This window comes from Sphingobacterium griseoflavum (genome assembly GCF_014653155.1).
Taxonomy (GTDB): domain Bacteria; phylum Bacteroidota; class Bacteroidia; order Sphingobacteriales; family Sphingobacteriaceae; genus Sphingobacterium; species Sphingobacterium griseoflavum.
Genome location: NZ_BNAF01000001.1, coordinates 327,916 through 354,750, shown reverse-complemented (window position 1 = coordinate 354,750; position 26,835 = coordinate 327,916). Strand labels below are relative to the sequence as shown.

The following is a 26,835-nucleotide window of genomic DNA, read 5'->3' as shown; positions in this document are numbered from 1 at the left end:
GCGCTACAGGTTACTCTCGATGGCGCCAACTTCCACGCGATACAGATCAATAGGCTTATCCAACAAAACGGAAAGAACCGTCATCTTTTTATCTAGTCTTTCTTTCGGAATATCGATATAGACAATGCCCGGAATAGCGCTCCAATAAAACTTGTTAAAGACCTGATGCCCCAACATAGAGCCCTCACCGACGATAAAAATACGGGCAATGCTATTTTTCAGCCCCTTCAAAGCAATCGGACCAGTCGGCTGTCCCGCTACAAAAAGATACAGTGTTTTGCGATCTTTTGACAACGCGGAATATCCAGCATAATGTCCTTGTGGCATCCCGGCATGTGCATCGTGAAGAACTTCGGCGTGTTTACTTATCCATTGCTTCAACGCTGCATTGGCCGCATCATATTCTGAAGTTAGGAAAACACCATCCTCGGTTAGCTTGCCTGCAAAGATATTATCTCCAGCATCGCTGCTTACGGCGATATGTTCGGCAGCATGCTGAGCGCTGGGCTCGGCGAGCATGTCGACGAGGCTGTAGGCCGTTGAGGTCTTTCCCTGCGTAAACTGAGGTGCGGTATCAAAATCGATAGCCAATACTGAAGCCACTGCATCAAAAGCATTTGCCGGCAAGTTAACATCCAACAATTGTTCGTTAAAGCTGTAGACGAGCTTCGTCGGTTGCCCAACTATACGTACATTTTTTACAGGCGTCAGCAGGTTGTGCAAACGATACTTAGCTCGCTGGCTATCAAGGTAGATGTAAAGCGTCTTACCGTCTTTGGAAAAAGTACTTTTTTCGCGCAAGCGACCATCGTTCAAGCCCGCTCGTGTTCCATAAACCGCCTCCGCATGTTTTTTTGTCCAACGCCCCAGCTCGCGCAAAATCGCAACCTGCTCTTCAGGCAAGGTACCATCGGCCTTGGGCCCTATATCCAACAATAGATTGCCGCCCATCGCCATACAATCGATGAGTGTGCGCACAATCATATTCGGCGTTTTATAATGTCGATCAAAAGGCTGGTAGCCCCAAGAATCATTCATCGTATAGCAGAGCTCCCAATGTGCGCCTTCAGGCTTGACGATAGGTATGCCCTGCTCTGGCGTCTCGTAGTCGCCGTGATGGTCCAAACGCGAGTTGATAATAATCTGTGGATTGTACCGGCGGAGCAGCTGCAGGGTACCTGCAGCATCCCACTGGGCAGAACTATGCTCCCAATTACCATCAAACCACAACAAGTCGGGACGGTATGCTTTCGAAAGTTCATCCAACTGTTGTTGATAATATTGTACATAGCTATCCCATCGCTTCGGATCGGCAGCGATATCATACCGTCTCCGCGTGCGCGTATGTACATCGTAATACGGATGGCTCCAATCGGGCAAGGAAAAATAAATACCGGTTTTCAAACCGGTTTGTTTCAATCGGTCGATAAAAGGGCTTAATACGTCACTTTTCGCGGCGGCATGCTTTTTTGTAGTTAAGGCCTCTGGCGCCTGAGAATCCCACAGCGCGACGCCGTCGTGGTGCTTGGACGTGATGACGGCATACTTAGCTCCGGAAGCCTGAATCAAATCTGCCCATTCCTTGGGTTTATATTTCTTCGCGGTAAAGCCATCCAACTGACGTAGGTAACGTTCATGGCTGACGTAGTTGTTAAAGAACGCCCATGATTCGGAAATACCATCCACAGCATAAATACCCCAGTGGATAAAAACACCCAGTTTGGCATCTGCAAACCAAGTCATCTTATCGTCTTGCGGTTGTTGCTGCGCTTTTAAAGCAAACATTGGGCAACATAACAGGAACACACCAAGTGTTAGATTTATAATTTTCATCACCATTTAAATTTTAAACTAACGATAAAGATATAAATATATTGTAAACGAAAAAAAAGATATGTGTAATTTTGGGGAATGATTGAACTGTACACAGATGGTGCGTCCAGCGGAAATCCCGGACCAGGAGGCTATGGCACCATATTAAGGACCGTTTACCAAGGCACGAACGAGGCATTTCAAGGAAAGCTGATTGAAAAGGAATTTTCCGGCGGGTTTAGAAAAACTACAAACAACAGAATGGAGCTCCTAGCGGTAATTGTCGGGCTTGAAGCGTTAAAAAACATCAACCAAAAAGTGACAATCTACTCCGACTCGAAATATGTAATCGACGCCATCGACAAACGATGGGTGTTCGGCTGGATACAGAAAGGATTTCAAGGAAAGAAAAACAAGGATCTTTGGCTGAGGCTGATCAATCTATACAAACACCATAACGTAAAATTGGTATGGGTAAAAGGACACGCCGGACATCCATTAAACGAGCGTTGTGACCAGTTGGCAGTGAAGGCCTCCAAAGATAAAGCCAATTGGCAAATTGATTCGGTTTTTGAAATAGAAGAAAAAAAAGGGTTAGATCTGTAGGCAGCATAATAGGAAGCCCTGCCCGCACCGCGCAAGCGTAAAACCTTATCGGGCTAAATAGCTGGCCTTGACCGTGATATTCGCAGTTTTACTGCGCGATGTCGTGTTGAACGCACCACCATAGCTATACTCCTCATTGTCATTTTGTCCAGTAATCTGAAAAATCCCCAAATCCGCTTTAATCAGATCCCCTAAAGCAGAACCGGCTTCCTTTGCAATATTCGTGGCCCTTTGATTGGCGTTCTGCGATGCTTGCGATATCAGTTCGAGCTTCAGGTCTTCCAATTTGGAATAGTAATAGCTTGGCGAGTTGGAGCTTAACTCCAATCCTCTGGATATCAGGTTAGAAATTTCGCGAGAAACATTATCCACTTTATCAAGATCTTTGGATTCGACACGGACACTTTGGGAAAGGTTATATCCTGTAAAGGTATTGTAACTGTTACCACTACCGTCTGAATGGTAGGAAAACTCACGGTTGATATTGACGGCGTTGAAAAGGATTTCTTTCGGATCGACGCCCTGACTGGAGAGAAATTGCCGAACCAGTTCCCGATCTTGCTCCAGTTGCTCGGAGGCAGCGCGCAAGTCCATGGATTTGCGACTATAAGACGCCGACCATTTCACAATGTCCGATTCGAAATCTTTTTTCGCATTGCCGGTAACGTTCACCGTATTGGCCGATTTGTATTTAAACTTGTAGGCATTCCCTAAAATAATAGCGAAAAGCACGATTGCTATGCCGCCTATCAAAGCAACGATAATGTGTGGTGATTTCATGCGTTCAAGCTGATGTAAACGTGTAAAAATATTAAAACATCTTGTTCAATATACACATTTTTAACTACTTTTCCGTGAATTACACAAATTTCAGTTCATCATATGTATAATAAAGTTGCCAGCCTTGGCATTTTTCTTTTGCTAACGGGCGCGTCTTTCGCCCAAAAACGTCCACTAGACCACAGCGTTTACGATCAATGGAAAAGCATCACGGGTGCTTCGATCAGCAAAAGCGGTCAGTTGATCTTCTATAATTTGACACCACAAGAAGGCAACGCCCTATTCCAACTAAAAACCGCTACGAACCAGCTTTTGCTCTCCATCCCACGAGCATCGGGCGCGCAGCTATCTGCGGACGAAAAATTCTTGGCAGCGTATATCAAACCTACCTTCGAAGAAACTAGACAGGCTAAAATCAAGAAGAAAAAAGCAGATGACATGCCCAAAGACTCTCTGGTTATCGTCAACTTGGAAAATAAACAAGAGTGGAAATTTCCGCAGGTGAAATCGTTCAAGCTAGCAGAGAATAAAAATGAGTACATCGCTTTTCTAGCTGACGTAAAAGAAGAGAAGACACCGTCGGCTACGGCTTCCGATAGCATCGCCACAACCAAGACCAGTACTTCAAAGGCAAAAAGCATTTCTGTGCTTTATTTAAAGAACCTCGTATCAGGCGATACCACAACCTTTTGGAAAGCGGATCAGTATACCTGGAGCCCAAACGAGGATTTTCTGCTGTTCTCCAAAAAGAATGACACGAAAGATTCTACCGCTACGGATGCAGGCTTGTATATCTACAATATCGCCAATAAAAGTCTAAAGAAAATAAGCAACGGAAAAGGCACCTATAAAGAGCTTACTTTTGACGACCAAGGCGCGCAGCTTGCATTCTTGGCCGATAAATCACCCGAGAAGTCGCTATTGAAGGATTTTCGGCTGTACTATTACACGCAGCAACTGGATTCGGCAAACGTAATCGCTAGCCAACAGAGCAGCGGTGTGCCACAAAACTGGTATGTGAGTGGCGATGGTTCGCTCAGTTTTAGTGCAGATGGACAAAAACTTTTTTTTGGACTAGCGCCCATTCCACGGGTGAAGGATACGACTTTGGTGGAATTTGAACATGCGCAACTGGACATTTGGCACTGGCAAGATGACTATCTACAGCCCCAGCAGCTCGTCAACTTGAAAAGAGACCTAAGCAGATCCTATCCTGCTGTAATCTATCCAAAAAATGGACGTCGACTATTATCCTTGGTAGACGACACATTTGCGAGAACAAGTTTCACCGATAAGGCAAACAATGAATGGGCATTGACAACTTCAGATTTTGGGAAACGCATCCAGGGGCAGTGGGAAGGTGGCACGAGATCTGACGTCTATATCGTATCCACGCAATCTGGCCAAAAAAGAATCATCAAGAAAGATCTGAATGGCTATGCTTACCTTTCTCCACTAGGCGATTACGTCGTGTATTTCGATCGCGACCAAGGCAATTGGTATAGCCACCAGATAAAGAACGACCATGTTGCAATGTTAAACGACGGCGTGCCCGTGAGTTTCGTGGACGAAGAAAACGATTCGCCTACCCTTCCCGGGGCCTACGGTATAGCCGGTTGGTCGCAGGACAACCGCAGCGTATTTATCTATGACCGCTATGACATCTGGAAATTTGATCTGAGCGGCAAAGACAAACAACTGACCACCAACGGTGAAGGAAGAGCTACGAAAACCATATTTCGATATGCAAACCTCGAACGATCCGATAATCCGCGTAACAGGACAACCTACATCCCAGAAAAGAAAGCCGTATTCCTAACCGCCTTTCATGAAGAAACGAAGCAAAACGCTATTTTTGAGACATCAAGTTCAAAAAGCAGGCGTCCGAAGGAAATTATCGGCATGGCCAATTTTACCTACCGTGCATTCCAAGCGTCGGAAGATGGCAAAACCATTATCTATACAAAAGAGAATTTCGGCGAATCGCCGAACCTACATGTGAGCACGTTATTCAAAAACGAAGAAAAGCTGACGGACGCAAACCCGCAGCAATCATCCTACAACTGGGGGACTGCAGAACTTGTGCAGTGGACAACCCCAGACGGGAAGCCTGCCGAAGGTATTCTTTACAAACCGGAAAACTTTGACCCAAACAAAAAGTACCCGATTATCGCATACTTCTACGAAACGCTTACCAACGGGCTTTACAGCTACCAAGCGCCTGCTCCCACACCGTCGCGCCTGAACATTCCATATTTCGTCAGTAATGAATATTTGGTGTTTGCGCCGGATATACGCTATGACATCGGTCATCCAGGTAAATCTGCCGAACTGTATATCAACTCCGGCATGCGCCATCTTGCCAAAAACAGCTGGGTCGATTCTACGAAGATGGCTATACAAGGTCAAAGTTGGGGCGGTTATCAGGTAGCACACCTCATTACCCGAGCCGGGATGTACGCGGCCGCTTGGACTGGAGCCCCCGTTGTAAACATGACATCCGCCTATGGCGGGATACGCTGGCAGTCGGGCATGTCACGCCAATTCCAATATGAGCACACCCAATCCCGTATCGGAAAAACGTTATGGGAAGACCAAGCATTGTATCTAGAAAATTCGCCCTTGTTTCATTTAGATCAGGTAACCACGCCGGTAGTCATTATGCACAACGATAACGACGGTGCTGTGCCATGGTATCAGGGTATCGAGATGTTCACGGCCCTCCGGCGGCTGCAAAAGCCCGTTTGGATGTTAAATTACAATGGCGACGAACATAACTTGATGAAACGGCAAAACCGGAAAGATATACAAATCCGGCAAGCGCAATTTTTTGACCATTTCCTCAAAGGAAAACCTGCTCCAAAATGGATAAGCAGCGGTGTACCTGCCATAGAAAAAGGTATAGACTGGGGGCTCGATTAGAGCGCCTCGCGAAAATAAGCCAAAAATGCGATTCCATCACCAAATGGAGTCGCATTTTCGTTTTCTTGGCAGGAAAAACGCGTTGAAATTGTAATTTTTTTATTTTTGTTACTAGTTTTTTAAAAATTAACGTACATTTACAACACAAAACAACCAATAACTGTATAAAAAATAATAAAACTATTAAACAGAAAATGTCAAGCCTTAGATTTAAAGCAGCAGAGTCAGCCGTATCGCGACCTCTGGGGGATAGTAAAAAAGTAGAATCTTTAAAAGCGACCACGATTTACGGAAAAAACGTATTCACCATCGCAAAAATGAAAGATTATCTTTCTAAAAACACGTACAAAGAGTTGGTTCAGCTTATCGAGCATGGATCGCAAATCTCTAGGGAGATCGCTGATCATATTGCACAAGCTGTAAAAGCTTGGGCGATTGAGAATGGTGCTACTCACTATACACACTGGTTTCAACCCCTCACAGGATCTACGGCAGAAAAACATGACGCTTTCTTTGAGCCCGATGAAAACGGCAACGCTATCGAGAAATTTACGGGCGATGCATTGGTGCAACAAGAGCCTGATGCCTCTTCATTCCCTAATGGCGGCATCCGCAATACGTTTGAAGCACGTGGATATACAGCTTGGGATCCTTCATCTCCGGCCTTTATTTTTGAGACTGTAGCGGGCAAGACTTTATGTATTCCAACTGTTTTTGTTTCTTATACAGGTGAATCATTGGATTACAAAGCCCCCTTGTTAAAAGCTGTTGCGGCGATCGACAAGGCTGCTACTGATGTCGTACATTTCTTCGACAAGTCCGTATCTAAAGTAAACGCATCGTTAGGTATCGAACAGGAATATTTCTTGGTTGACCTATCGCTGTTCCACGGACGTCCAGATTTGCAGTTAACAGGTCGTACACTTTTTGGACATATGTCTGCGAAAGGACAACAATTGGAAGACCATTATTTTGGCGCTATTCCAGAGCGTGTCTTGGCATACATGGTTGATTTGGAAAACGAAGCGTTGAAGTTAGGTATTCCATTAAAAACTCGCCACAACGAGGTTGCTCCTTCGCAATTTGAGTGTGCACCGATGTACGAGGAGATCAACCTAGCAATTGATCATAACCAATTGCTGATGAATTTGATGGAGCAAGTTGCTGTACGTCACAATTTCAAAGTGTTATTACACGAAAAGCCATACAGCGGGGTGAACGGATCTGGTAAGCACAACAACTGGTCACTGATTACGAACACAGGTGTAAACTTGTTGTCGCCAGGAAAAACGCCTAAAAACAACCTGATGTTCTTGACGTTCTTTGTGAACACGATAAAAGCTGTTTTTGAATATGCAGATTTGATGCGTGCTTCCATTGCTAGTCATAGCAACGATCACCGTCTTGGTGCGAACGAGGCTCCTCCTGCTATCATATCGATATTCTTGGGATCACAATTGGACGAAATACTTGAAGAAGTAGAGTCTGCTCGTGTTGCCAAAAAAGTCCGGAATGAAACCAACCTATGGCATGGCATTCCTAAAATTCCGGAATTGAAAATGGACAATACGGATCGTAACCGTACCTCTCCATTCGCGTTTACCGGTAATAAATTCGAGTTCCGTGCAGTAGGTTCATCTGCTAATTCGGCCTTACCAATGACAATTTTGAACGCGATTGTTGCTGCGCAGCTTATCGATTTCAAAACAGAGGTTGACAAGCAAATCAAGAAAGGAACGAAAAAAGATCTAGCCATCTTGAATGTTGTACGAAAATACATCAAAGATTCAAAAGCTATTCGTTTCGAAGGTAACGGGTACAGTGACGAATGGGCTGCAGAAGCGGAAGCACGTGGCTTGTCTAACATCAAGTCAACTCCAAAAGCATTGGATGTTTACGTGAAGGAAGAAACGCTAGCCTTGTTTGAAAAACTAGGTATTTATTCGAAACGCGAATCGGAAGCACGCCACGAAATTTTGCTGGAAAACTTCTACAAAAAGTTGCAAATAGAGGCGCGCGTCATCGAAGAAGTGGTGACCAGCCAAATAGCACCCGCTTGTTTCGTTTATCAAAATGAGTTGATCGAAAACGTGAAAGGCTTGAAAGATCTTGGGTTAGCGAAAGATGCTTTCAGCTCGCAATTGAACTTGGTAGAGCGCATCTCTAAGCATACAAATCTTATTTTGGAGAAAGCGGAAGAAATGCGCCAATCTCGGAAAACAGCAAACAATATCGAAGATGTTCGCGAAAAATCGATTGCATATGATGAGGTTGTGAAACCGTACTTTGATGAAATCCGTTACCATGTGAACAAGTTGGAAAAAATTGTCGATGATGGCAAATGGCCATTACCAAAGTTACGCGAACTGTTGTTCTTGCGTTAAATAGAACTCTAACTACTAACCACCTATTAATAACCGGAGGCCGTTTCATAAATCATGGTGAGACGGCTTTTTTATGCTTCCTCCTGTCGCCATTTTCTATACAATTTTTCCAGATTTGGTCATTTGGATGTTGGACTATCCGTGTGGATGCGGAAGGCTTTTTGGTGTTCAAAACAAGACTTTCTCACGGTTATTTCCAGTCGTGACCAAGCTCTTGTTGAAAGAGATGAAAAGATAGACTACATGAGTCACGACTTGACATCTACAGGGTATAGACTTGCTATGAGATGCGGTCATATTTCAAACTACATCAAGTGGATGTTCAATACTGAAATCAGTCACAATACACTTTCCTCTTCCATTAGCGATAAAATCATCCCCCCTGAGATCAAGGAATGGATTGACTTTGCACGGTCGTGTGGATGCGATACGCTACAAGGTAAAAGAAGACCATCGTTTTGTTTCTCGTGCAGTATGTACTATCCTTGTTGTTAATCGAAATGAGCACGTGCGTTTACAGAGAATGTCTGTTTCGGAAAAATATGGGTTTTCAGCCAATGACACAATTTATTTTATAATCCTGAACGGATTCACGACATCTGATTTATCAAATCCTGACGGAGTTGCTTGTACAAAGATAAGTCGACAACCAGCGTCTTCACCTCAGAATTTTCTTCCTGTAATTGTCTCAACCTAGGCTGTAGAAATTTCTCTAACTTGCTGTATTTTCGTCCAATTAAAGACTGGTCCCTTACTATTCTCTTTTTTACAGTATTTTTAATAAATCCCAGTGCCAGTTTCTGCTCGCTTAACTGCAATGACGATCTGAAATTCCGTAAACTTTGATCTTTTGATCATATTTCCTCCAATTAAATGTAACTATTAGATGCGCTATTGTCCACTTTTAGAAAGTGCTATAGCGAATGTAATATTGCAAATCATAACATTTGTCCATATTTCTTTAATCTTTATTACGATACTATTGGTAATAATCGAACAGTTTTACACATATATATTACTAGAGCTGATTAAAATTAAATCATATAAAATGTCATCAAAATGTCATATAAAAAATATAATCGAGAGATTATATTTTTTACTTGGGGGAAATTCTATTATTGTAACATATTAACAAGTAACTTAAGTAAAATGAAAAAACTATCAATTCTTGCAGTCTCACTCTTTATGTTATTTTCTTCTTGCCAAAAAGATGAGGTCTATACTAAATTATCCGAAAAAGATAATCTAGCCTTAAAATCCATTAAGTCAGCTAGCTTATTAAAATCACCTGATGCTAGAAGGATTGCTTTTTCAAAGCAATTTACAATTGATGAAAAATGCGAGTTTATAAGGAAGAGATTAAATTCATTCATAACTGATTTGAAGTTAGAAGAGGTTCAGGTTAATGTTTTAAATGATCTAACAATTTTTTTAGATCCAGAAGTTTATGTAGAGAGTAGCACACTTAATCTTGATGCAAAAAAGTTTGAGCCTATTTGGAGAGAAAGAGCATTAACAGTTTTTTCAGAAGATCAGTTGAACTATCTGTTTTCATTTAAAAGTTTTGATGAATTTAAAGATCAAGCGTCGGCTCGCAATTTGAAAAATGTGGCCAGGGCTGGAGGAGAAGCATCACAAGACTGTGATTGCTCAACCAAAAGTGATTATTGCTCAAAAGGAAACTGTAAAGTAAAGATATGTGTTCTAGACACGTATTCATGCGGATTTTTGTTTCTACATCATTGCGACGGCCTATGTGGTAATTAAAATTACAATCAGCTCTTTTTTGCAAATAGGAATACTATACCTTTTTAGAAAAGAAAGCTTATTAGCACTTTTAGCTCGAAAATAGTGACTAGATTTAATATACTCAAATTATCTCTTAATAAGATCGCTGTTGCATCATCCGAATTTATTTTATCAATAACATGGCCGTTACGATAAGAGTCATTATCAAGTCTAAGGCAGGTTGTTCTAGGAATGACAGTAAAAAAGAAGTTATTGCTTTACATTATAACAAGGTAAATTTTTCGTCCAGCGGGATAAAGATCTCTACTTCTGAGGTACAATCATGTAAAAAGAAGCACACTATTGGCTTCTAGAATCAACCCTCAATTCAGTACAGAATCTCTGCGATGAAGTAATTTAAAGCAATATCGATTAAAAAAAACATCTAATCTCATCCTTCTATGCTTATAATAAAATCAATTGTATTGTTAATGAAAAGAAAATACGTTTACAATTTAGGTTTCATTATCTTTTTAGCTTGCATTATTTCATGCGATTCTAAACCTGATATTAGATTTTCTTCAGAACAGTTAGAAATTGGTACTGTCGAAGCTGGTACAGGTAAAAAAGTCAATACCGTATTGAAAAATATCGGAGGGGACACATTATTTATTAAAGAAGTCTCCGCCGGATGTCAATGTACAGATGTTAAAATTAGTTCTAATCGAGTTGCTCCTGGCGCACAAGCTAAATTACAACTAACATATTTTGCAAATAATGATTTGCCAGATAGTAGTCCAATTAATGTGGCGGTTGTTATTAGAAGTAACGCTAGGAAAGAGTTTCATGAATTTTATTTGAAGGGTGTCGTAAAAAAAAAGAAATTAAGATTAAATCTCTAAAGTGATTTACAATTTAGAAACACAGTTTTCAGTAGTCCTAACTAAATTGTTCAAGATCAATCAATTGAAGTACTTAAGACCTAATCGGGACATCGTTAAGGACATCCAATTGTGAAATAAAATAGTAGCATTGCTCCAAATAGATAATTTTTTATCTATCTATCATCAATTCATTTATCGAATTTTTAACGCTTTCATTTTGTTAAAAAAAACAGTATTAACGATATATATTTTAGTTTTGCTAATTGCCTTTGCGCCATCTTTTGTCGTTGGGGAAGATTTACCGGATGGCCTATTTTGGTCGAAGGAATTATTTGTTATGTTAACAAGTTCTTTAACCATTTTAACTGTATGCATCGTCTTATATTTATCGATAACATGGTCAGTACAAATTCATGCTATAGATGTTTTAATAATCATCTATTTCTCATACAGATCGATTAGCAGTTTATTTTTATTTCCCGGAGAGGGTATTCCTCCAAGCATATATTTAAACATTTCACTTCTTTACTGTTATTATGGAATTAGAATGGCAAATCAGTATTGGTCGTTCATGGTTAATGTATTTGCTGGTACGATACTGATATTATTAAGTCTCCAAGTGATATATGGGGCACTACAGTATCTTGGAGTGATGAGATCTTTTCATTTCCATTTTTCGGTTACTGGAGCTTTTTTCAATCCTGCACCTTTCAGTTTATTATTGTCAATCTGTCTATCTTTTTCATTAGTATGTATGCTATATCTAATAAATATTAAAGAATATCCAATATGGAGAATAGTGATTTTTATTATACAACTTTTGTCTATTTTTTTAATAATTCAGTGTTTTTCTAGAGGCAATTGGATTGGATTAATACTATCAACTTTATTGCTTTTAGTTTTCAAATATCAAAAATCAAAAAAAAACATACTCAACTGGCTGATTTACACTAGTATAATACTTTTGATTCCATTCTGTATTTTTCTATTCAACCTAAAACCGGTATCAGCAAACGGGAGATTTATGATTTGGGAGATATCTTTAAATATAATAAAAGATAATATTTTTTTTGGAGTTGGATTGGAAAACTTTCCATCAACTTTTTTGAGGTATCAAGCTGATTTTTTTGATTCATCGTTCGAGAATATCCTGAAATATGGAACAACAGCGAGTGAGATTCGCTACGCATTTAATGATTTATTACAAATTCATGCAGAGTTTGGGATTTTCGGATGCTTATTGTTTTTAATAATTCTAGCAAAGGTTATACGAATCCTGATTTTAAATATCAACCAAAGAGATTGCACTAAAAGAAGGCACTTCTCTTTAGCGCTACTAGTGATGCTTTCCAATTTAATTTCTAGTGGATGTTTTTCATACCCTCTATCACTTATACCATTTAATGTTATAATTATTGTACTTTTCGCGCTAGCTTTAAATACATCTGTCATAAATAAAACAATCGCTACAAAGCATATTCGTTGTGATAGCATTTATAAGTTATTTCTGACTAAAGCTTCGCTATTCGCAGCAATAAGCATAATGTTTCATACTGTAGACACGTACAAAGCTTTGATTCAATGGAGAGAATCTGTTATTTATTCGAATATTCAACGACTTGAAGTATTGAAGAAATTGCGTCCTACACTTCGGACTAATGGCTATTATCTATACTCTTTAGGTTATTCCCATCTGGAAAACAATAATTACGATTGCGCTATTGTCAATTTTAAAAAAGCTAAATTATTATATCCAGATAAAGATGTTATTCTAAACCTTGCTAGCGCACTAGTAAAAGTTAATGAACTTCAACTAGCTGAAATGGAATATAAAAATTTAATCAAAGCATTTCCTAACGACATCAACCTTTATGCCTATTTAGCCGATTTCTATCGCGACTTTCACCGTTTTGATTCGCTGAAAAATTTACAGAAAAGGGTTGAAAACTTAATTCCGAAAAATGACTTTGTAATTTTTGAAAAGAAAAAACGAGAAATTCTTGCCTTGTAGCAAAGCCCTCCCGTTTTGGTAAGTTTATCTTAGGATCAAACCTCTTACAGTTATAGGTGCAGGCATGCATCGAAATGAGCATGAGATTGACCAGTTAATCATCATCAAAAGTACCTTCTTTTACGTAGAAAAATTCTAATTCTCTTTTATGGCGTAACCTTCGGCATGCACCATTTACCAACAAGAAAATGCTAGACGTAATCTCTAACACGTGTCGATAATTATGGTCAGATATCACAAAACCCTTTTTATTTTTGAAACTCAATATCAGATTTCCTATTCTTTCCATATGAATAGGCTCAAGCCCCGTAAACGGCTCATCTAAAAGTAAAAAGTCTGTAGGCTGATACAAAAGCAAACAAATCTCTAAATAACGCAGCTCACCGCCAGATAGCTGGTAAATTTTTCTGTCCTTTATTGTGATAATTAATGGATCTAACAACAAAATTTGCATTTGATATCGATCTTGCACCAGAAGTTGAATCAAATACGCCACTTTTTCATGCGTTGGTAGGTAGGAATCTTGTGGCAAATATCCAATTTTATTTGTCAAAAAGGCTTTGTTTACTTTTTTCCCATTTATAAGGATATAACTATTTTGCGCTCTTAAAGACCCAAATATTATCTTTAAAAAAGTAGATTTACCACTGCCGTTACGACCCAATAATCCAACTATTTCTCCGGTTCTACATTCCAAATATGCTCCTGTCAAAAGTTGCGGACCATTATAGTAGTTAAATTGAACAGAATCAATATATAGTTCTTTTGCATTATTCATAGTAATCTCGCTATAAAATAAACAACGTATACAAACACAAAGTTGAATAGGAAACCAAAAATGTAGATGCGACTTAGGGACACTCCCCTGTTGAAGTACATGTATTTCGTTCTTTTTCCAAAATGATGAGATGCGAAAACAGTCATGAAATAACCAAAAGTAGTAAAACTTAATGCAACCCCCCCAAAAAAGGGCATTTCAGGCAAAAAGGGTTGACCTGTACCAAACCCTGCAAATATTATGGAAAGAAAGAAATTTATCCAAAACACCTTTTTAAGCCAGTATATATAGAGTTCGTACTTCATTAAGCTTATTGATTTATATCGAAACGATTACCCCCTTGCTGATTGATCAGAATCTTCCTTTTTTATTTAAATTTATAAAAATAACGCTTTCGACTATAAATTTCAACCAAATATTTTTACCCATCGTTAATATAGATAGTCTACAATTTTTTCCATTTTTATCACCTTTATGTCTGATGGAGTGTAGTATGCCATGGGACAGACTAGTGGTATTTTCCCCTTGCCAAACATATGTATGCTATGAGGTTATCTTTTAAATATGAAAAGTACAAAATTCATTTTCCCGATCGACTTAATATTCGCTTTGACGAGGACAATCGATTGTTTGCTAAAATTTCAAAACAGCTTCCATGCGAGGCATGCTTGTTACAAAGTATGCTTTCCTTAAACCATAGGCTAACGATATGAAATGGTCTTATTTTGCGTTTTACTAATCACCTACCTCCATTAATTATACCTCCCCTGCCTTTGGAATCCTTACGTATGTCTTGCAAGGCACAGCATTGACCGGGTATGGCTAGGCATCGGCCGCCATCAAGGAAAATTTGCGGGATGCTTGCTTCATGTCGGCATAGTACTTGATTGATCTGACGCATGTTTGGTTCACTTCGACAGGCATCAAAGGCGACTTGATACTTGCCTGATCCACCGATTCATTTGACAAAGCTTACCTGATGGATGCTTAGTCGGCGCAGTCATGTAAAAACTTCGACTTGAAGGATGCTGAGCTCATTTATTCACGTGACGATATCAACTTGAGGGCTGCTTGTCTGCTTTATTCAGGTGACGCCTTTACCTTGAAGTGTGCATGTTTCATGCATTCATGTGATTGATTCAACTTGATCTGTGCCTGGTCAACGCATTCACATGCCGACGTAAACCTGATGTCCGTCAAAACGAACCTGATGCATGCAGATGTCCCTCTTTTTGTAGCGATTTTGATCAAAAACGATCAATTTCGATCAAATCCGATCAATTTCGATCAGTTTTAAATCTGCGATACCGCCAAAACAAAACGAAGCTGTCTCGTTAAATTTGCAGTGCCTCCATTTTTAGCATTCTTTGGGATATCACCTTGACATGTAAACCGGAAATAGTTTATGAATACAAAACAATCTCTTTTTACCTTGCGTTTTTTGCTTACTTTTAAACTATGAAAATAATCGCATTCGCAGGCAGTAACAACAGCCAATCGATCAACAAAAAATTCGTGACGAGTGTAAGTAAATACTATAAAGAAACGAATGACCATATTGAGGTGCTGGATTTAAATGATTTCGCTATGCCGCTATTCTCGGTGGACCTCGAAAAGGCACAAGGTATCCCTACAGCAGCATATGCCTTCGCGAAAAAAATTGACGAAGCCGATTTTATATTGCTTTCGCTCGCTGAAAATAACGGCAATTATTCGGCTGCTTACAAGAACTTGATCGATTGGGTATCGCGTATCCCAAATCGGAAAATCTACAACGGAAAACCTATGTTCTTGATGGCAACAAGCCCGGGTAAGCGTGGCGGACAAAGCGTATTGGGCATCGCAACTGCACGTATGCCTTTTGACGGCGCAGACCTCTTGGAAACGTTTAGCTTACCGGAATTCCATCAACATTTTGAAGAAGGAAAAGGCTTGACAAACCTGCTTCTTCGGAGCCAGCTGGAAGCTAAGGTTCGCAAAACGAAAAGAATATTAAAAGAAAAACTGGAACAACCTCAATAAGCTGATTGACATATGCAGAAAAACAAAAGAATGTGGTGGATTGCATTAGGCCTTATTATCATCCTCGGATATGGCATATGGGAAGCCTTTAACCAACCATCCATTGAAGATTTGCCCGGCGATTTCAAGGAAGTGGCATTCGTAAGAAATGAACAAAATAAAGGGGGGATCATACGGGTGTACGCCGTCACGGTGGGCGACATCCCCAACGCAAAGTATGACGCTTGCGCCGATCTTTTTCCAACAAATGACTTCGGAAGTATGACGAAGATTTACTTCTTCGATAAAAACAAACCATTCCCGACCACGCTGCAAATTGATCCGCCTCATTACGATGGACGACAGTATGATGCTGTCATGATTTTAAAAAGGACCGGAAAAGAGGATTCGAAATAAGCCCTGTACAGACAGCGGCAATTTGTCTGCTGCTGTTCTTTTACTTTACTACGGCATGTTGCGCCACAAATGCTGTAGGTGAAACGTGCATCACATTTCGGAACACACGATTGAAATGTACGGCTGTATTAAAACCGCACTGATAAGCTGCCTCGGAAATACTCTCCACACGTTTATTGACGAGCAATTGGCATGCTTTTTCTATACGGATTTCATTCAAAAAAGACACAAAGGTCTTTTTCGTGCGCTTTTTAAAAAATTTGCAGAATGCTGTCGGCGTCATATGAACAAGAGTAGATACATCCTCAATGCTGATATTACGTTTGTAGTGCTCGATTGCATATTTGACCACCAAGTTAATGCGAAGACCGTCGGAGTCGTGGAAATCCACCTTATGAAGACCAGAATATAACGAAATGAACTGGTTCTCCTGTTGACGTAGGAAATCGAAGATCGACAGAATTGTTGTCAGCTTTTGTACGCCCTCTTGGTGATCCAAAGACAGAAAAGCCTCCCTTATTTCGATGGCCCGATCGGCGGACAACATTTTGCTGGAAGGGATTTGGTAGAACAAACTTTGTATGGCTCGCAATTCAGATAATTCAAAAAACGGCGCTAGTTTTTCCAAGGAAAAGAAAAGATGGACGATGTGTACAGAGCTTTCCCGGCTCTGATCTTCTTCCTTATAAAATAGATGCGGATCGTTGGGCTTAATAAGAAAAATTTCATTTTCTGCACATGGCCGAAGCAAATTTCCCAACATAATAGAACCGCGCCCTTTGACGATGTAGCTTAACTGAAATTCGCGATGACGATGGTAGTAGCCGTAAAAATCGTCGCCAATATCTTCCATGACATAGAAGGCCCCATCACCATGTGCAGGGACTGTGAACTCGATGGGCTTTCTATATTCGTGGGGTTTCATATCGACGCGCTACTAGCAAGAAGTAAATATGGGCATCTATCTCTAGATGCCCAAAATACAAAACAAAACTGTATCTCGATTATCCAAGAAATGGATAACGATAGTCGGTGTCTGGATGAAAAGTCTCCTTGATCGTACGTGGAGATACCCAACGTAGCAAGTTAATCATCGATCCGGCTTTATCATTCGTTCCAGAACCTCGTGCGCCGCCAAATGGCTGTTGCCCTACAACCGCTCCCGTGCACTTATCATTGATGTAGAAATTACCGGCCGCGTTGCGAAGAGCTTGCGTAGCTTCTTCTATGGCGTATCGGTCTTGCGCAATTACCGCTCCTGTCAGGGCGTAGATCGACGTACGATCAACTAACTTCAAGGTTTCTACCCAATCGACATCTTCATATACATAAATTGTCAAAACTGGACCGAAAAGCTCTTCTGATAAGGTTTCGTAGTCTGGGGTTTTAGCTAAAATAACGGTTGGGTGGATAAAATATCCTTTCGATTTATCGTAATCGCCGCCTATAATAACTTCCGCATCGCTGCTATCTTTTGCGCGATCGATATAAGAGGTAATTTTATCAAATGCTTTCTCATCAATCACGGCATTGATAAAGTTACTGAAATCTTCTGTTCCACCGATTTTGAAGGATTGCAGATCTTGCTCCATGCGAACTTTCAGATCAGCCCATAAGGATGCGGGAATGTAAGCTCGTGATGCTGCTGAGCATTTCTGACCTTGGTATTCAAACGCACCGCGAACCAATGCCATATTCAGAACCGCCAAATCTGCCGAAGGGTGCGCTACAATAAAGTCTTTTCCACCTGTTTCGCCCACAATCCGTGGATAGGTTTTATACTGATGGATGTTTTCTCCAATTGTTTTCCAAATATTTTGGAAGACACCTGTAGACCCGGTGAAGTGTATTCCTGCGAAGTCAGGATGTTTGAAAATCACATCTCCGGCGTCGGGACCAGAAACGTATACTAAATTGATAACACCATCTGGCAACCCCGCATCCTTGAACACCTGCATCAATACATTTGCCGAATAAATCTGGGTATTTGACGGTTTCCAAACCACCACATTACCCATCATCGCAACACAAGCCGGTAAGTTGCCCGCAATAGCCGTAAAATTAAATGGCGTCAAAGCGAATACAAACCCTTCGAGCGGGCGTTGCTCGACCCTATTCCATATTCCTTTGCTATTCGCTGGAGGTTGCTGGCTGTAGATCTCGCTCATGTATGCCACGTTGAAACGTAAGAAGTCCGTAAACTCGCACGCTGCATCGATCTCTGCCTGGTAGGCATTTTTGGACTGGCCAAGCATGGTAGCCGCATTCAGTTTGTAGCGATATTTAGTCGAGGCAAGTTCTGCTGCTTTCAAAAATATGGCGGCTCGCTGCTCCCACTGTAGATGCTCCCAATCGCCCTTTGCCGCTAAAGCGGCATCTATTGCTTCGCGAACCTGCTCTTTACCTCCTTCGTGATAGTAGCCAAGCGTATGTTGGTGATCATGCGGCGGACATAGTTTAACCTTTTTGTCCGTGCGCACTTCCTTATTGCCTATATACATCGGGATATCCGCCTCGGTAGCGCGCGCTTCTTGGATAGCGGCTTCCAATAATGCTCTTTCTTTTGTGCCTGGCGCATACGAATTTACAGGTTCATTTACCGGCGCAGGAACATTAAAAAATCCTTTTAACATAACTTTTCCTTTTTAATAACAGGATAAAGTTAGTTATTCTCATACATATGTGCTAAACGGATTGTAGTAAACAATAAACTTATTTTTCCGATTGAATACAAATAACAAAATGCGATAGGCTAAAATAGGTTATTCTAAAGAACAAATTGATCCATTCCTCAACCTTTGGCTCGTTCCGTCAATACCATCAGCATCAAACTCAGCAATAACCGTCCATCGTCGACTAAGCCAACCGACAATTTCGGCACGGAAAAACTTTCTTCCGAAAAACGAAGGCTCTTTCTGAACTTCAAATAGTTTGTCGCCTGCTGTATTTCGGAGCACACAGGCGGGATTGAGGATGTAGCCGGAAAGAAAAAATTGCTTTTATCCATATGGGTACCGATTTATACATGGCCTCACGGAAATGTCGCCAAAAAGATCAATATTTGATCTTGAGTAGGATAAAAACCTTCGACCATAACCAAATAGGCCCTAACGTCAATAAACGCCAGAAGGATTGCATCGACAATGCGGGATGATCTCTACGCGCTAAGAAATAGGAAAGCCCTATACCAAGCAGCACAAACAGTAGTGAGACCAACCAAACCGCAGGGCCGCCTGCACGTTCCGCGTACTCTAGCTGCACAATAAAAAAGCTTAGGATACCGATTGCAAAAAGCATCGCATACGATAAAGTCGGCGCTAAACGTAAGTACAGATATATGATAATAGCAATATAGAAAGAACCCCAATTTAAGAATGTCTGCATATTATGTTTTTGAAGAAAAGCCAATTGGGGGAAAGGCACGATCCAAACCAGGCCCATGATTCCAAAAAAGAACAAACCTATTGACAACGCATAGATCAGTTTATTACCTTTTCCAAATTGTTGATCCAGCGTGTAGAAATATTGATCTACTGGTCTTTCAATGACCGGTGTAGGTTTCTTCCCTTTGTCTTTTTTCTTCATGCCACAAAGGTAAATATTATCCGTTATAATTATTTACCTGCTGCTCCCTCTTTTCTATTCATCCAATAGAATACCACCGGGATCACCGTGAAGCTCAGTATCAAACAAATTAGTAAACCGCCCACGATCATGATAGCTAACGGCTTTTGTATTTCCGAACCCATCCCGGTTGATAGCGCTGCGGGAAGCAAGCCCATAGACCCCATCAGTGCAATCATCACCACCGGTCTGATACGACTTCTGACACCCGTCTTTATGGCATCCAACAACGGCATTTTATGTTTGATGTTATCACGTATGACGCCAATGAGCACGATACCGTCTATGGTAGCTACACCAAATAAAATGATGAAACCGATCCCTGCAGAAATACCAAAAATGGTACCTGTCATCCATAGCGATACAAAACCACCGATAAATGCAAAGGCAAGAGTCAGCGATGATATCAAGGTATCCTTTACATTTCCGAAATTGACATACAGCAGCAATAGAATCAATACCAACGAGATCGGAACGACTAGGGTCAATTGCTTGGCCGCCCGTTCTTTGCTTTCAAACTCGCCAGCCCATTCCATGTGGTTTTCTTTCGGTAGGGATACGGTTTTGCTGACCACCTTTTTAGCCTCCTCGATCGTGCTTCCCAGATCGCGTCCTTCAATACTGAAGCCCACGCCTATGTAACGGCTGTTTCCTTCGCGGTAGATAAACGCAGGGCCTGTCTGATACGCGACGGTCGCAATTTCCTGCAAGGGGATATTTTGGCCATTACTGGTTGGTATCAAGATATTTTTAATCTTCTCGGGTGTATCGCGATATGCTTCGTTAAAGCGAAGCACTACGTCAAACTGTCGATCACCTTCATAAAATCTAGTAGCAGCCTGTCCACCGATTGTCATGGCAATAACCGCTTGGACGTCCGAGGTGAACACGCCGTATTTTGCCATTTTGGAATCGTGCAATTGTATGCGCAATTCTGGTAAGCCAATATTTTTATAAACGTTGATATCCGTCACACCATTGACCTGTCCTATCGCACCAGCGACCTGGTTTGCGTAGCGTTCCAAATCGTATAGATCATCTCCAAATATTTTGATGACCAAAGAACTCTTAACACCTGCAACGTACTCCTCCACATTGTCCTGTATAGGCTGGCTGAACCCAAAATTAATACCTGGGTAGTGCTGCAGTTGCTCGCGCAATTCTTGGATGATGTCGTCCTTCCCTACTTTCCTTTTCCAATCTGCTTCGTCTTTGAGCTGCACATTAAATTCGATATTGAAAAAACCGGTGGGATCTGTCCCGTCGTTTGGCCTTCCCGTTTGCGTCAGGATAAATTCGATCTCTTCGCAACTGTCGACCATGATCTTTTTCATTTCATTGGTTAAGCGGGTTGATTCCTTTAAGTTGACGCTATTGGGCAATGTAGCGCGGATATAAATCGCACCCTCATTGAGCTTCGGTAAAAACTCAGATCCATAATGCAAAAACTTAAACAAACAGACGACAAGAATGCCGACGAAAATAGCAACTGTGGTTCTCTTGTAGTAAAAAGCTTTGCTGAACATCCCATAGATGCTGCGTTGAAAAAAACGGGTTACCCAATTCTCCTTCTCTTCGATCCCTTTGGTAAAAAGCAACTTGCACATCGCCGGGACGTACGTCAAACTCAGGATCAAAGATCCCAACAGCGCGTAGCCTAGTGTAAATGCCAAAGGGGTAAACATCTTACCTTCGACCTTTTGGAACGAAAAGATAGGTAGGAGTGCAACGATCAAAATCAAAAGTGCGAAAAAGATGTAGGAAGCGACGCTCCCCGCGCTCTTCTTGATAACGCCCAGTTTACTCATCTTCGCAAAACGTGCGGGCCCTACACGGTGAGAGAGACCAGCCAATGCCACGAAGACGGTTTCCACGATAACCAAGGTGCCTTCCAACAGCAAGCCAAAATCCAGCGATCCCATGGAGATTAAGTTAGCCGGCAAGCCCTGTATCCGCAACATGATGATCGCAAAAAGGAACGATAACGGTATAACGGAAGCCACGATAAACGTAGACTTCCAGTTATATAGAAAAACAAATACGATAAGCGACACCAACAGAATACCCTCAATCAAGTTTTTAGATACGGTATGCACGGTGTTATCTACGAGCTTTGTACGGTCTACGACCGTTTCGATGTGGATTCCTTTGGGTAAAATTCGGGTATTTAGCTCTTCGATTTTAGCTTTCAAATTGTCAATCACCGCCGACGGATTTTCGCCCCGCAGCATAATGACGATCCCTTCTACCAAGTCGTCATCCGAATTGAATCCTACTTGCCCCAATCGAGGTTTGCTGGACACCACCACATCCGCAACATTCTTGATCAGCACCGGTGTGGATCCGTTCAGCTTGACGGTGATATTTCCAATATCGTCCAGCTTATCCAACAAACCGACTCCACGAACTACATACGCTTGATCGCCCTGTTGGATAACATCTCCGCCGACATTGATATTTGATTTAGAAACAGCTTCGTAGATATCCAATGGCGAAAGATCATAGTTTTTAAGTTCTGTTGGATTGATCTTTATTTCATAAATCTTTTCCTCGCCACCAAAGCTAACGACATCTGCAACACCGGGAACCCCCAATAATTCGCGCTCAATCACCCAGTCCTGTATAGCGGTGATTTCTTTGATAGGGACATCTCCCTTAATCACATAGCGAAAGATTTCGCCTGTAGCCCCCGATGGCGGTTCAATCGAGGAGTCTGCACCTTCCGGAAGATCTACGCCTCCCAACTTATTGGAAACGTACTGCTGTGCATAGAAATCGTCTACCCCATCTTCAAACTGTACGGTCACGACAGAAAGACCGAATAGGGAAATAGAGCGGACATTCGTTTTTCTCGGAATGCTGTTTACTTCTTTCGATATCGGTAGCGTCACCAACTTCTCCATTTCTTCGGCACTGCGTCCTGGCCACTGTGTTATGATGCGCGCGCGTGTATTGGTTACATCCGGAAATGCTTCAATAGCCGTATGCCGCAACGCGTAGATGCCGCTGAACAGCAGCGCAAAAACAGCGAATAAAATAAATGTGGTATTGCGCAGTGAAAACGTCACTACGTTCTGGACTAATTTCTTCATCTTCCTTCTTCTCTCTGCTTATGGATTCAACTGCTCAAAAACAAGTAACGCATTTGTCGAAATAATCTTCTCGCCCTCTTCCAACTCTTCTTTCACAAAAGTGTATTCTTCATTTTCTGCTATGGCCCGTATACGACGCACTTCCATATGGCAATCATCTTTATACACCACGATATACTCTTTGTTATTCGAGAATATTTTTGCTCCATTGGGGATTGCAAAAGCATTTCCCGAGCTATTCTTTGTGTTGATGATAATATCTGCGCTCAGCCCCGGCATGAGATTTAAGTTTTGGTTTTCCAATACGACCCGCGCTTTGAGCACATGCTCATTGTCATCGAAAACATTGTAAATTTTATCGATCTTGCCGGTATAGAACTTGTCTGGATAGGCTATTGTGCGAACCTTTACTTGATCTCCTTTGTTCACATAACGCAGATTATTGGCGTAGATATTCACCATGACCCACACTTGCTTTAAGTTGGAAATAGAGAATATAGGATCACTTTCTGCCGTGATACTTTGGCCAGAGCTCACGGACTTCTGAATAATATACCCGTTTTTCGGAGCTAAAATCTGAAAGCTACCACTTCCCGCAGCGCGATAAAGCTGTAATCCTTGCTGTATCCGCTCCAGTTCGATCTGTGCACCCTCTAGTTCTTGTTCAGCGCTGCGCACTTCCGGCATACTCAGCAATCCATCTTCGGCCAATTCCGTTTTAGAGCGAATCTGCTTTTCCAATAATGCGATCTGGCTTTTTTGGCTACGCTGTTGCTGATAAAGGTCTTGGATTTGTGAAGATTTGATCGTTGCCAGAACCTGCCCTTTTTGCACGTAATCGCCCAGCTCAAACTGTACCTGCTCCACTACACCATCCAGTAGGCTACGAAATGCGACCATATCGTTTTCATTATATTCTATCTTCCCAGATAGACTAAGCTGCTCGTTGATTGGTTGCTCCAGGACGGTGATTATTTCCGTCGACTGCTTCAACTGTTCGTTGAGGCAGAAGGAATTGTGCACGAGCGAGTCTGCTGTACTTTGCTCTGCCTCGCTCGTTTGCTGCGTGCAACCCGTCGCGAATAGCATAAATCCTGCGAGGGATAGCAACGGGATAGTATTTATTTTTCGCCGATTAGAAATCTTTCCCAACCAAGTATTGTAACTCTTCATACGTAATATTGTAATTTTCCCAAGTATCCAAATAAGCTTTCTGCGCATCTCGCGTTGCTTGCGTAAAATCGATAAATTCGATCAAGGTGACCTGCCCCGCCTGTAAATGCTTTCGATATCGATTTAATATATCTAGCTGTTCGCGTACCCCGTCCAAAGGCCATGCTGCAAGCGCGCTTTGGTAACGCATCAATTGTCCCTGCAGACGGACGACGGCATTTTCCAATTCCCATTTTAAGGCTTGTTTGGTTGTTTCTTCCTTCTCTAATTGATATGCTGCGGCTTTGATGTTTCCCTTATTCCTATTGAAAACAGGTAAATCCATGCTAACACCAAGTCCGATGAAATCCTGCATGATATTGCCCCCGCGGTCATAGCCTAATTGCAAAGTCAGGTCCGGTTTGCGTTGCGCTTTCTCGAGCTGCAATTCTTTTCCGGCCTGTTCTACTTGCAACGTCTGCCGCTTCAACCCGATATTTTGATCCAATGCAATCGTCAGTATGTCCGCAGGCAATGCTTTTATTGTTTGGTTTCCATCCGTTACTAATGCCAACTGTGAAAGCGAAAGACCATTTAGCCCGGTTAGTACACGTAACACTTCCAGGTAAGTCGAAATCTCGCTTTCTAAATCTGTCAACTCCTTGCGCAAGGTCACGAGCTCGGATTGTACACGGTAGCGATCCACCTTTGACACATTTTCCAATACCGCCTGCCGGCCATACTGATCGTTCAATTGGGTAAACAGATCGACCAGTTCGGTCAGTTGAGTTTTTTCCTGCGACAAACTCGAAAGTTGGTAATACGTTTGTCGCAGTTCCTTTTTAAGTTCGCGGACGAGTTCCTCAAAGGTGTAAACCGATGTGCGGTGTTCCAATTCCTTAATGGCGACACGTTTGCTACGTTTTCCTGCCGTTTCGATCAGTTGTTCTAATTCAACAGAAATCTGCTGCCCACGGCCATAATTTCCAAAAAGGCGCGGTAGCGTTTCGGTCGTTCTGTTGCTCCAAAGATTGACCTCACTGATGGCCAGCGTGGGATTGGGCCATAATTTCTCTTGAACCACCTGTGCCTCCGCCCTTCCGATGTCAAACTTTTGCGCCAACAGCGCATAGTTATTTTCCAGAAAGCGAGCTTCCAAATGCAGCAGATTATAATGCTGTGCACGGCAGGCCCATGTGGTACATAAGATGAAAGCTATTGTATAAATGTATCTCACTCTTAATACGTTTATCGCAAAGCTAAGGCAAACGTATTAAGGGGATTTTTAAGGTAGATTAGAAGTGGATTAGAAGTGGAGCGAGACCTGTGTTCCCTGCTCGTTGGAGGATATGTACATATTGATCTGATGTAGATTAAAAATAACGCTAGCAATCGACAGACCAACACCCTTACCCTGATATTGACGCGTATTATGACCGCGAAAAAAATTTTGCCGGATATGTTTAAGGTCGGCGGCTGGAATACCTATTCCTTGATCGATAATATTCAGCTGTAAACGATTTTGATCTGTTGTGAACAAAATTTTCACCACGCGGTTATCGGAGTATTTGATCGCATTTTCCAACAGATTGCCGATGGCAAGCTCCAGCAATTTATCGTTTGCATCAACGGTTAGGAGAGCTTGATTGTGCACTTGAAGATCTACCTCAATGCGGGCGCTGTGATAAAGCACCATATTTTCTACCAAGTGCCAAATCACTTCATCCACACGCACCGCTTTGAACTCAAAGCTTGTCTTAGCACCCGAAAGAAGCATCATTTGGTCCAATGTTTCCTGCAGATCGTTGGTATATTGGCGAAGCTCGGTAAGCGCCTGTTCGTATTCCGTGGCGCTGCGTGTCTTTGCTTGCGTCACCTCCAGCGTGCCTAACAGTGCCGTAATGGGTGTACGCAATTCATGCGATACATAGTCGATAAAATTTTTCTGCACATTGAATGTTTCCGCGATACGGGAAACGAAATGGTTGTAGGTTTCCACCAGATCTTCCACTTCGGCATAAGTTTCCTTCAATTCCAGTGGTTCATTGAAATTCTTGCTATCTTTTTCTTTCAATTGATCGATGATGCGAATAATAGGCTGATAGGCGATGTAACTGAGGTATTGCGAAAACAACAAGATAAAAACCACGCCCAGCAGAAACACCAAAAGCATGATTTGTGAAAGGGAGCGCATCTGCCCGTTGAAATCTGCCTTCGACTCACGTGTCACGACGACAAAATCGCCTTCATTGTCGTGATAAAAAATGCCGTTGTAAAAAAAGGTTTCGGTATGAAAAAATGCCGCTTGCTGGCTACGCACTTGTTTTAAAAATACGGGCGAAATATCTTCGGTAGTTCGCATATCACCATTCTGCCTGCGGTCCAAGCTGTCGAAAACCACAATGTTGGTTCTTGAAATCGTCTTCTGCAATTGACTTTTCACATTGGCATGGTCCCGCAGGGACAACTCATCTTGTTCTAAATAAAAAATCGCAGCAAGGAGGGATTTGCTTTCCAAAGATTGATACTCCTTGTCTCTCATTTGGCTGTAATAGGCGAAATAGATCAACACCGAAAAAATCAGCATGATTACGGTAAAGATCGCAACAGCAAACAGGGAAAGCCGGTGCTTTAACTTCATGAT

At 41.8% G+C, this 26,835-nt stretch carries 19 protein-coding genes; 8 read left to right on the top strand and 11 right to left on the bottom strand.

What is annotated here, in order from left to right; genetic code table 11:
• Positions 1–3 precede the first annotated feature (3 nt).
• Entirely contained in the window at positions 4–1,833 is a 1,830-nt protein-coding gene (locus tag IE165_RS01475; protein ID WP_189624819.1) for an alpha-L-fucosidase, read from the bottom strand.
• Positions 1,834–1,911: 78 nt separating this feature from the next.
• Here IE165_RS01475 and rnhA point away from each other — a divergent pair, with 78 nt between their 5' ends.
• A complete protein-coding gene (gene rnhA, locus IE165_RS01470; RefSeq protein ID WP_189624818.1) occupies positions 1,912–2,418 on the top strand; it encodes a ribonuclease HI in 507 nt (168 codons plus the stop codon).
• 45 nt (positions 2,419–2,463) lie between these two features.
• Here the strand turns inward: rnhA and IE165_RS01465 are convergent, their stop codons facing one another.
• On the bottom strand, positions 2,464–3,198 hold the full coding sequence (locus tag IE165_RS01465; RefSeq protein ID WP_189624817.1) for an SIMPL domain-containing protein: 735 nt from the start codon (positions 3,196–3,198) through the stop codon (positions 2,464–2,466).
• Positions 3,199–3,300: 102 nt separating this feature from the next.
• Here IE165_RS01465 and IE165_RS01460 point away from each other — a divergent pair, with 102 nt between their 5' ends.
• The 5 genes from IE165_RS01460 to IE165_RS01440 all read left to right on the top strand — a co-directional run bounded on the left by IE165_RS01460 (position 3,301) and on the right by IE165_RS01440 (position 13,127).
• Complete coding sequence (locus tag IE165_RS01460) at positions 3,301–6,120, top strand: S9 family peptidase (protein ID WP_189624816.1); 2,820 nt, start codon at positions 3,301–3,303, stop codon at positions 6,118–6,120.
• A 194-nt stretch (positions 6,121–6,314) separates the two neighbouring features.
• Positions 6,315–8,504: a glutamine synthetase III family protein gene (locus IE165_RS01455; protein WP_189624815.1), complete on the top strand. Its 2,190-nt coding sequence runs from the start codon at positions 6,315–6,317 to the stop codon at positions 8,502–8,504.
• Between the two features lie 1,059 nt (positions 8,505–9,563).
• Complete coding sequence (locus tag IE165_RS01450) at positions 9,564–10,271, top strand: bacteriocin fulvocin C-related protein (protein WP_189624814.1); 708 nt, start codon at positions 9,564–9,566, stop codon at positions 10,269–10,271.
• Positions 10,272–10,723: 452 nt separating this feature from the next.
• Positions 10,724–11,134 carry a DUF1573 domain-containing protein gene (locus tag IE165_RS01445; RefSeq protein WP_189624813.1) on the top strand — a complete coding sequence of 137 codons (411 nt, stop codon included), beginning with the start codon at positions 10,724–10,726 and terminating at the stop codon, positions 11,132–11,134.
• Positions 11,135–11,333: 199 nt separating this feature from the next.
• The gene (locus tag IE165_RS01440) at positions 11,334–13,127 is read left to right on the top strand and encodes an O-antigen ligase family protein (protein ID WP_189624812.1); all 1,794 of its coding nucleotides are present in this window, start codon (positions 11,334–11,336) and stop codon (positions 13,125–13,127) included.
• 94 nt (positions 13,128–13,221) lie between these two features.
• On the opposite strand, the gene IE165_RS01435 is transcribed toward IE165_RS01440, so the two are convergent.
• A complete protein-coding gene (locus IE165_RS01435) occupies positions 13,222–13,905 on the bottom strand; it encodes an ATP-binding cassette domain-containing protein (RefSeq protein ID WP_189624811.1) in 684 nt (227 codons plus the stop codon).
• 1,458 nt (positions 13,906–15,363) lie between these two features.
• On the opposite strand from IE165_RS01435, the gene IE165_RS01430 reads away from it, so the two are divergent.
• Together IE165_RS01430 and IE165_RS01425 are read left to right on the top strand one after the other, a co-directional pair.
• Positions 15,364–15,927: an NADPH-dependent FMN reductase gene (locus tag IE165_RS01430; protein WP_189624810.1), complete on the top strand. Its 564-nt coding sequence runs from the start codon at positions 15,364–15,366 to the stop codon at positions 15,925–15,927.
• A gap of 12 nt (positions 15,928–15,939) precedes the next feature.
• Positions 15,940–16,323, top strand: a complete 384-nt coding sequence (locus IE165_RS01425; protein WP_189624809.1) for a hypothetical protein — start codon at positions 15,940–15,942, stop codon at positions 16,321–16,323.
• Between the two features lie 40 nt (positions 16,324–16,363).
• Here the strand turns inward: IE165_RS01425 and IE165_RS01420 are convergent, their stop codons facing one another.
• The 8 genes from IE165_RS01420 to IE165_RS01385 form a co-directional block, all read right to left on the bottom strand.
• Complete coding sequence (locus tag IE165_RS01420; protein ID WP_189624808.1) at positions 16,364–17,248, bottom strand: AraC family transcriptional regulator; 885 nt, start codon at positions 17,246–17,248, stop codon at positions 16,364–16,366.
• A 79-nt stretch (positions 17,249–17,327) separates the two neighbouring features.
• The gene (pruA, locus tag IE165_RS01415; protein WP_189624807.1) at positions 17,328–18,956 is read right to left on the bottom strand and encodes an L-glutamate gamma-semialdehyde dehydrogenase; all 1,629 of its coding nucleotides are present in this window, start codon (positions 18,954–18,956) and stop codon (positions 17,328–17,330) included.
• A 158-nt stretch (positions 18,957–19,114) separates the two neighbouring features.
• The gene (locus IE165_RS01410) at positions 19,115–19,330 is read right to left on the bottom strand and encodes a hypothetical protein (protein WP_189624806.1); all 216 of its coding nucleotides are present in this window, start codon (positions 19,328–19,330) and stop codon (positions 19,115–19,117) included.
• A 47-nt stretch (positions 19,331–19,377) separates the two neighbouring features.
• Positions 19,378–19,908, bottom strand: a complete 531-nt coding sequence (locus tag IE165_RS01405) for a DUF962 domain-containing protein (protein ID WP_189624805.1) — start codon at positions 19,906–19,908, stop codon at positions 19,378–19,380.
• Between the two features lie 29 nt (positions 19,909–19,937).
• On the bottom strand, positions 19,938–23,039 hold the full coding sequence (locus IE165_RS01400; protein WP_189624804.1) for an efflux RND transporter permease subunit: 3,102 nt from the start codon (positions 23,037–23,039) through the stop codon (positions 19,938–19,940).
• Positions 23,040–23,057: 18 nt separating this feature from the next.
• Positions 23,058–24,212, bottom strand: a complete 1,155-nt coding sequence (locus IE165_RS01395; RefSeq protein WP_189624803.1) for an efflux RND transporter periplasmic adaptor subunit — start codon at positions 24,210–24,212, stop codon at positions 23,058–23,060.
• Positions 24,175–25,428: a TolC family protein gene (locus tag IE165_RS01390; RefSeq protein ID WP_189624802.1), complete on the bottom strand. Its 1,254-nt coding sequence runs from the start codon at positions 25,426–25,428 to the stop codon at positions 24,175–24,177. The genes IE165_RS01395 and IE165_RS01390 overlap by 38 nt, the downstream gene beginning before the upstream one ends.
• A 69-nt stretch (positions 25,429–25,497) precedes the next feature.
• Entirely contained in the window at positions 25,498–26,832 is a 1,335-nt protein-coding gene (locus IE165_RS01385) for a sensor histidine kinase (protein ID WP_229826263.1), read from the bottom strand.
• Between the last annotated feature and the right edge of the window lie 3 nt (positions 26,833–26,835).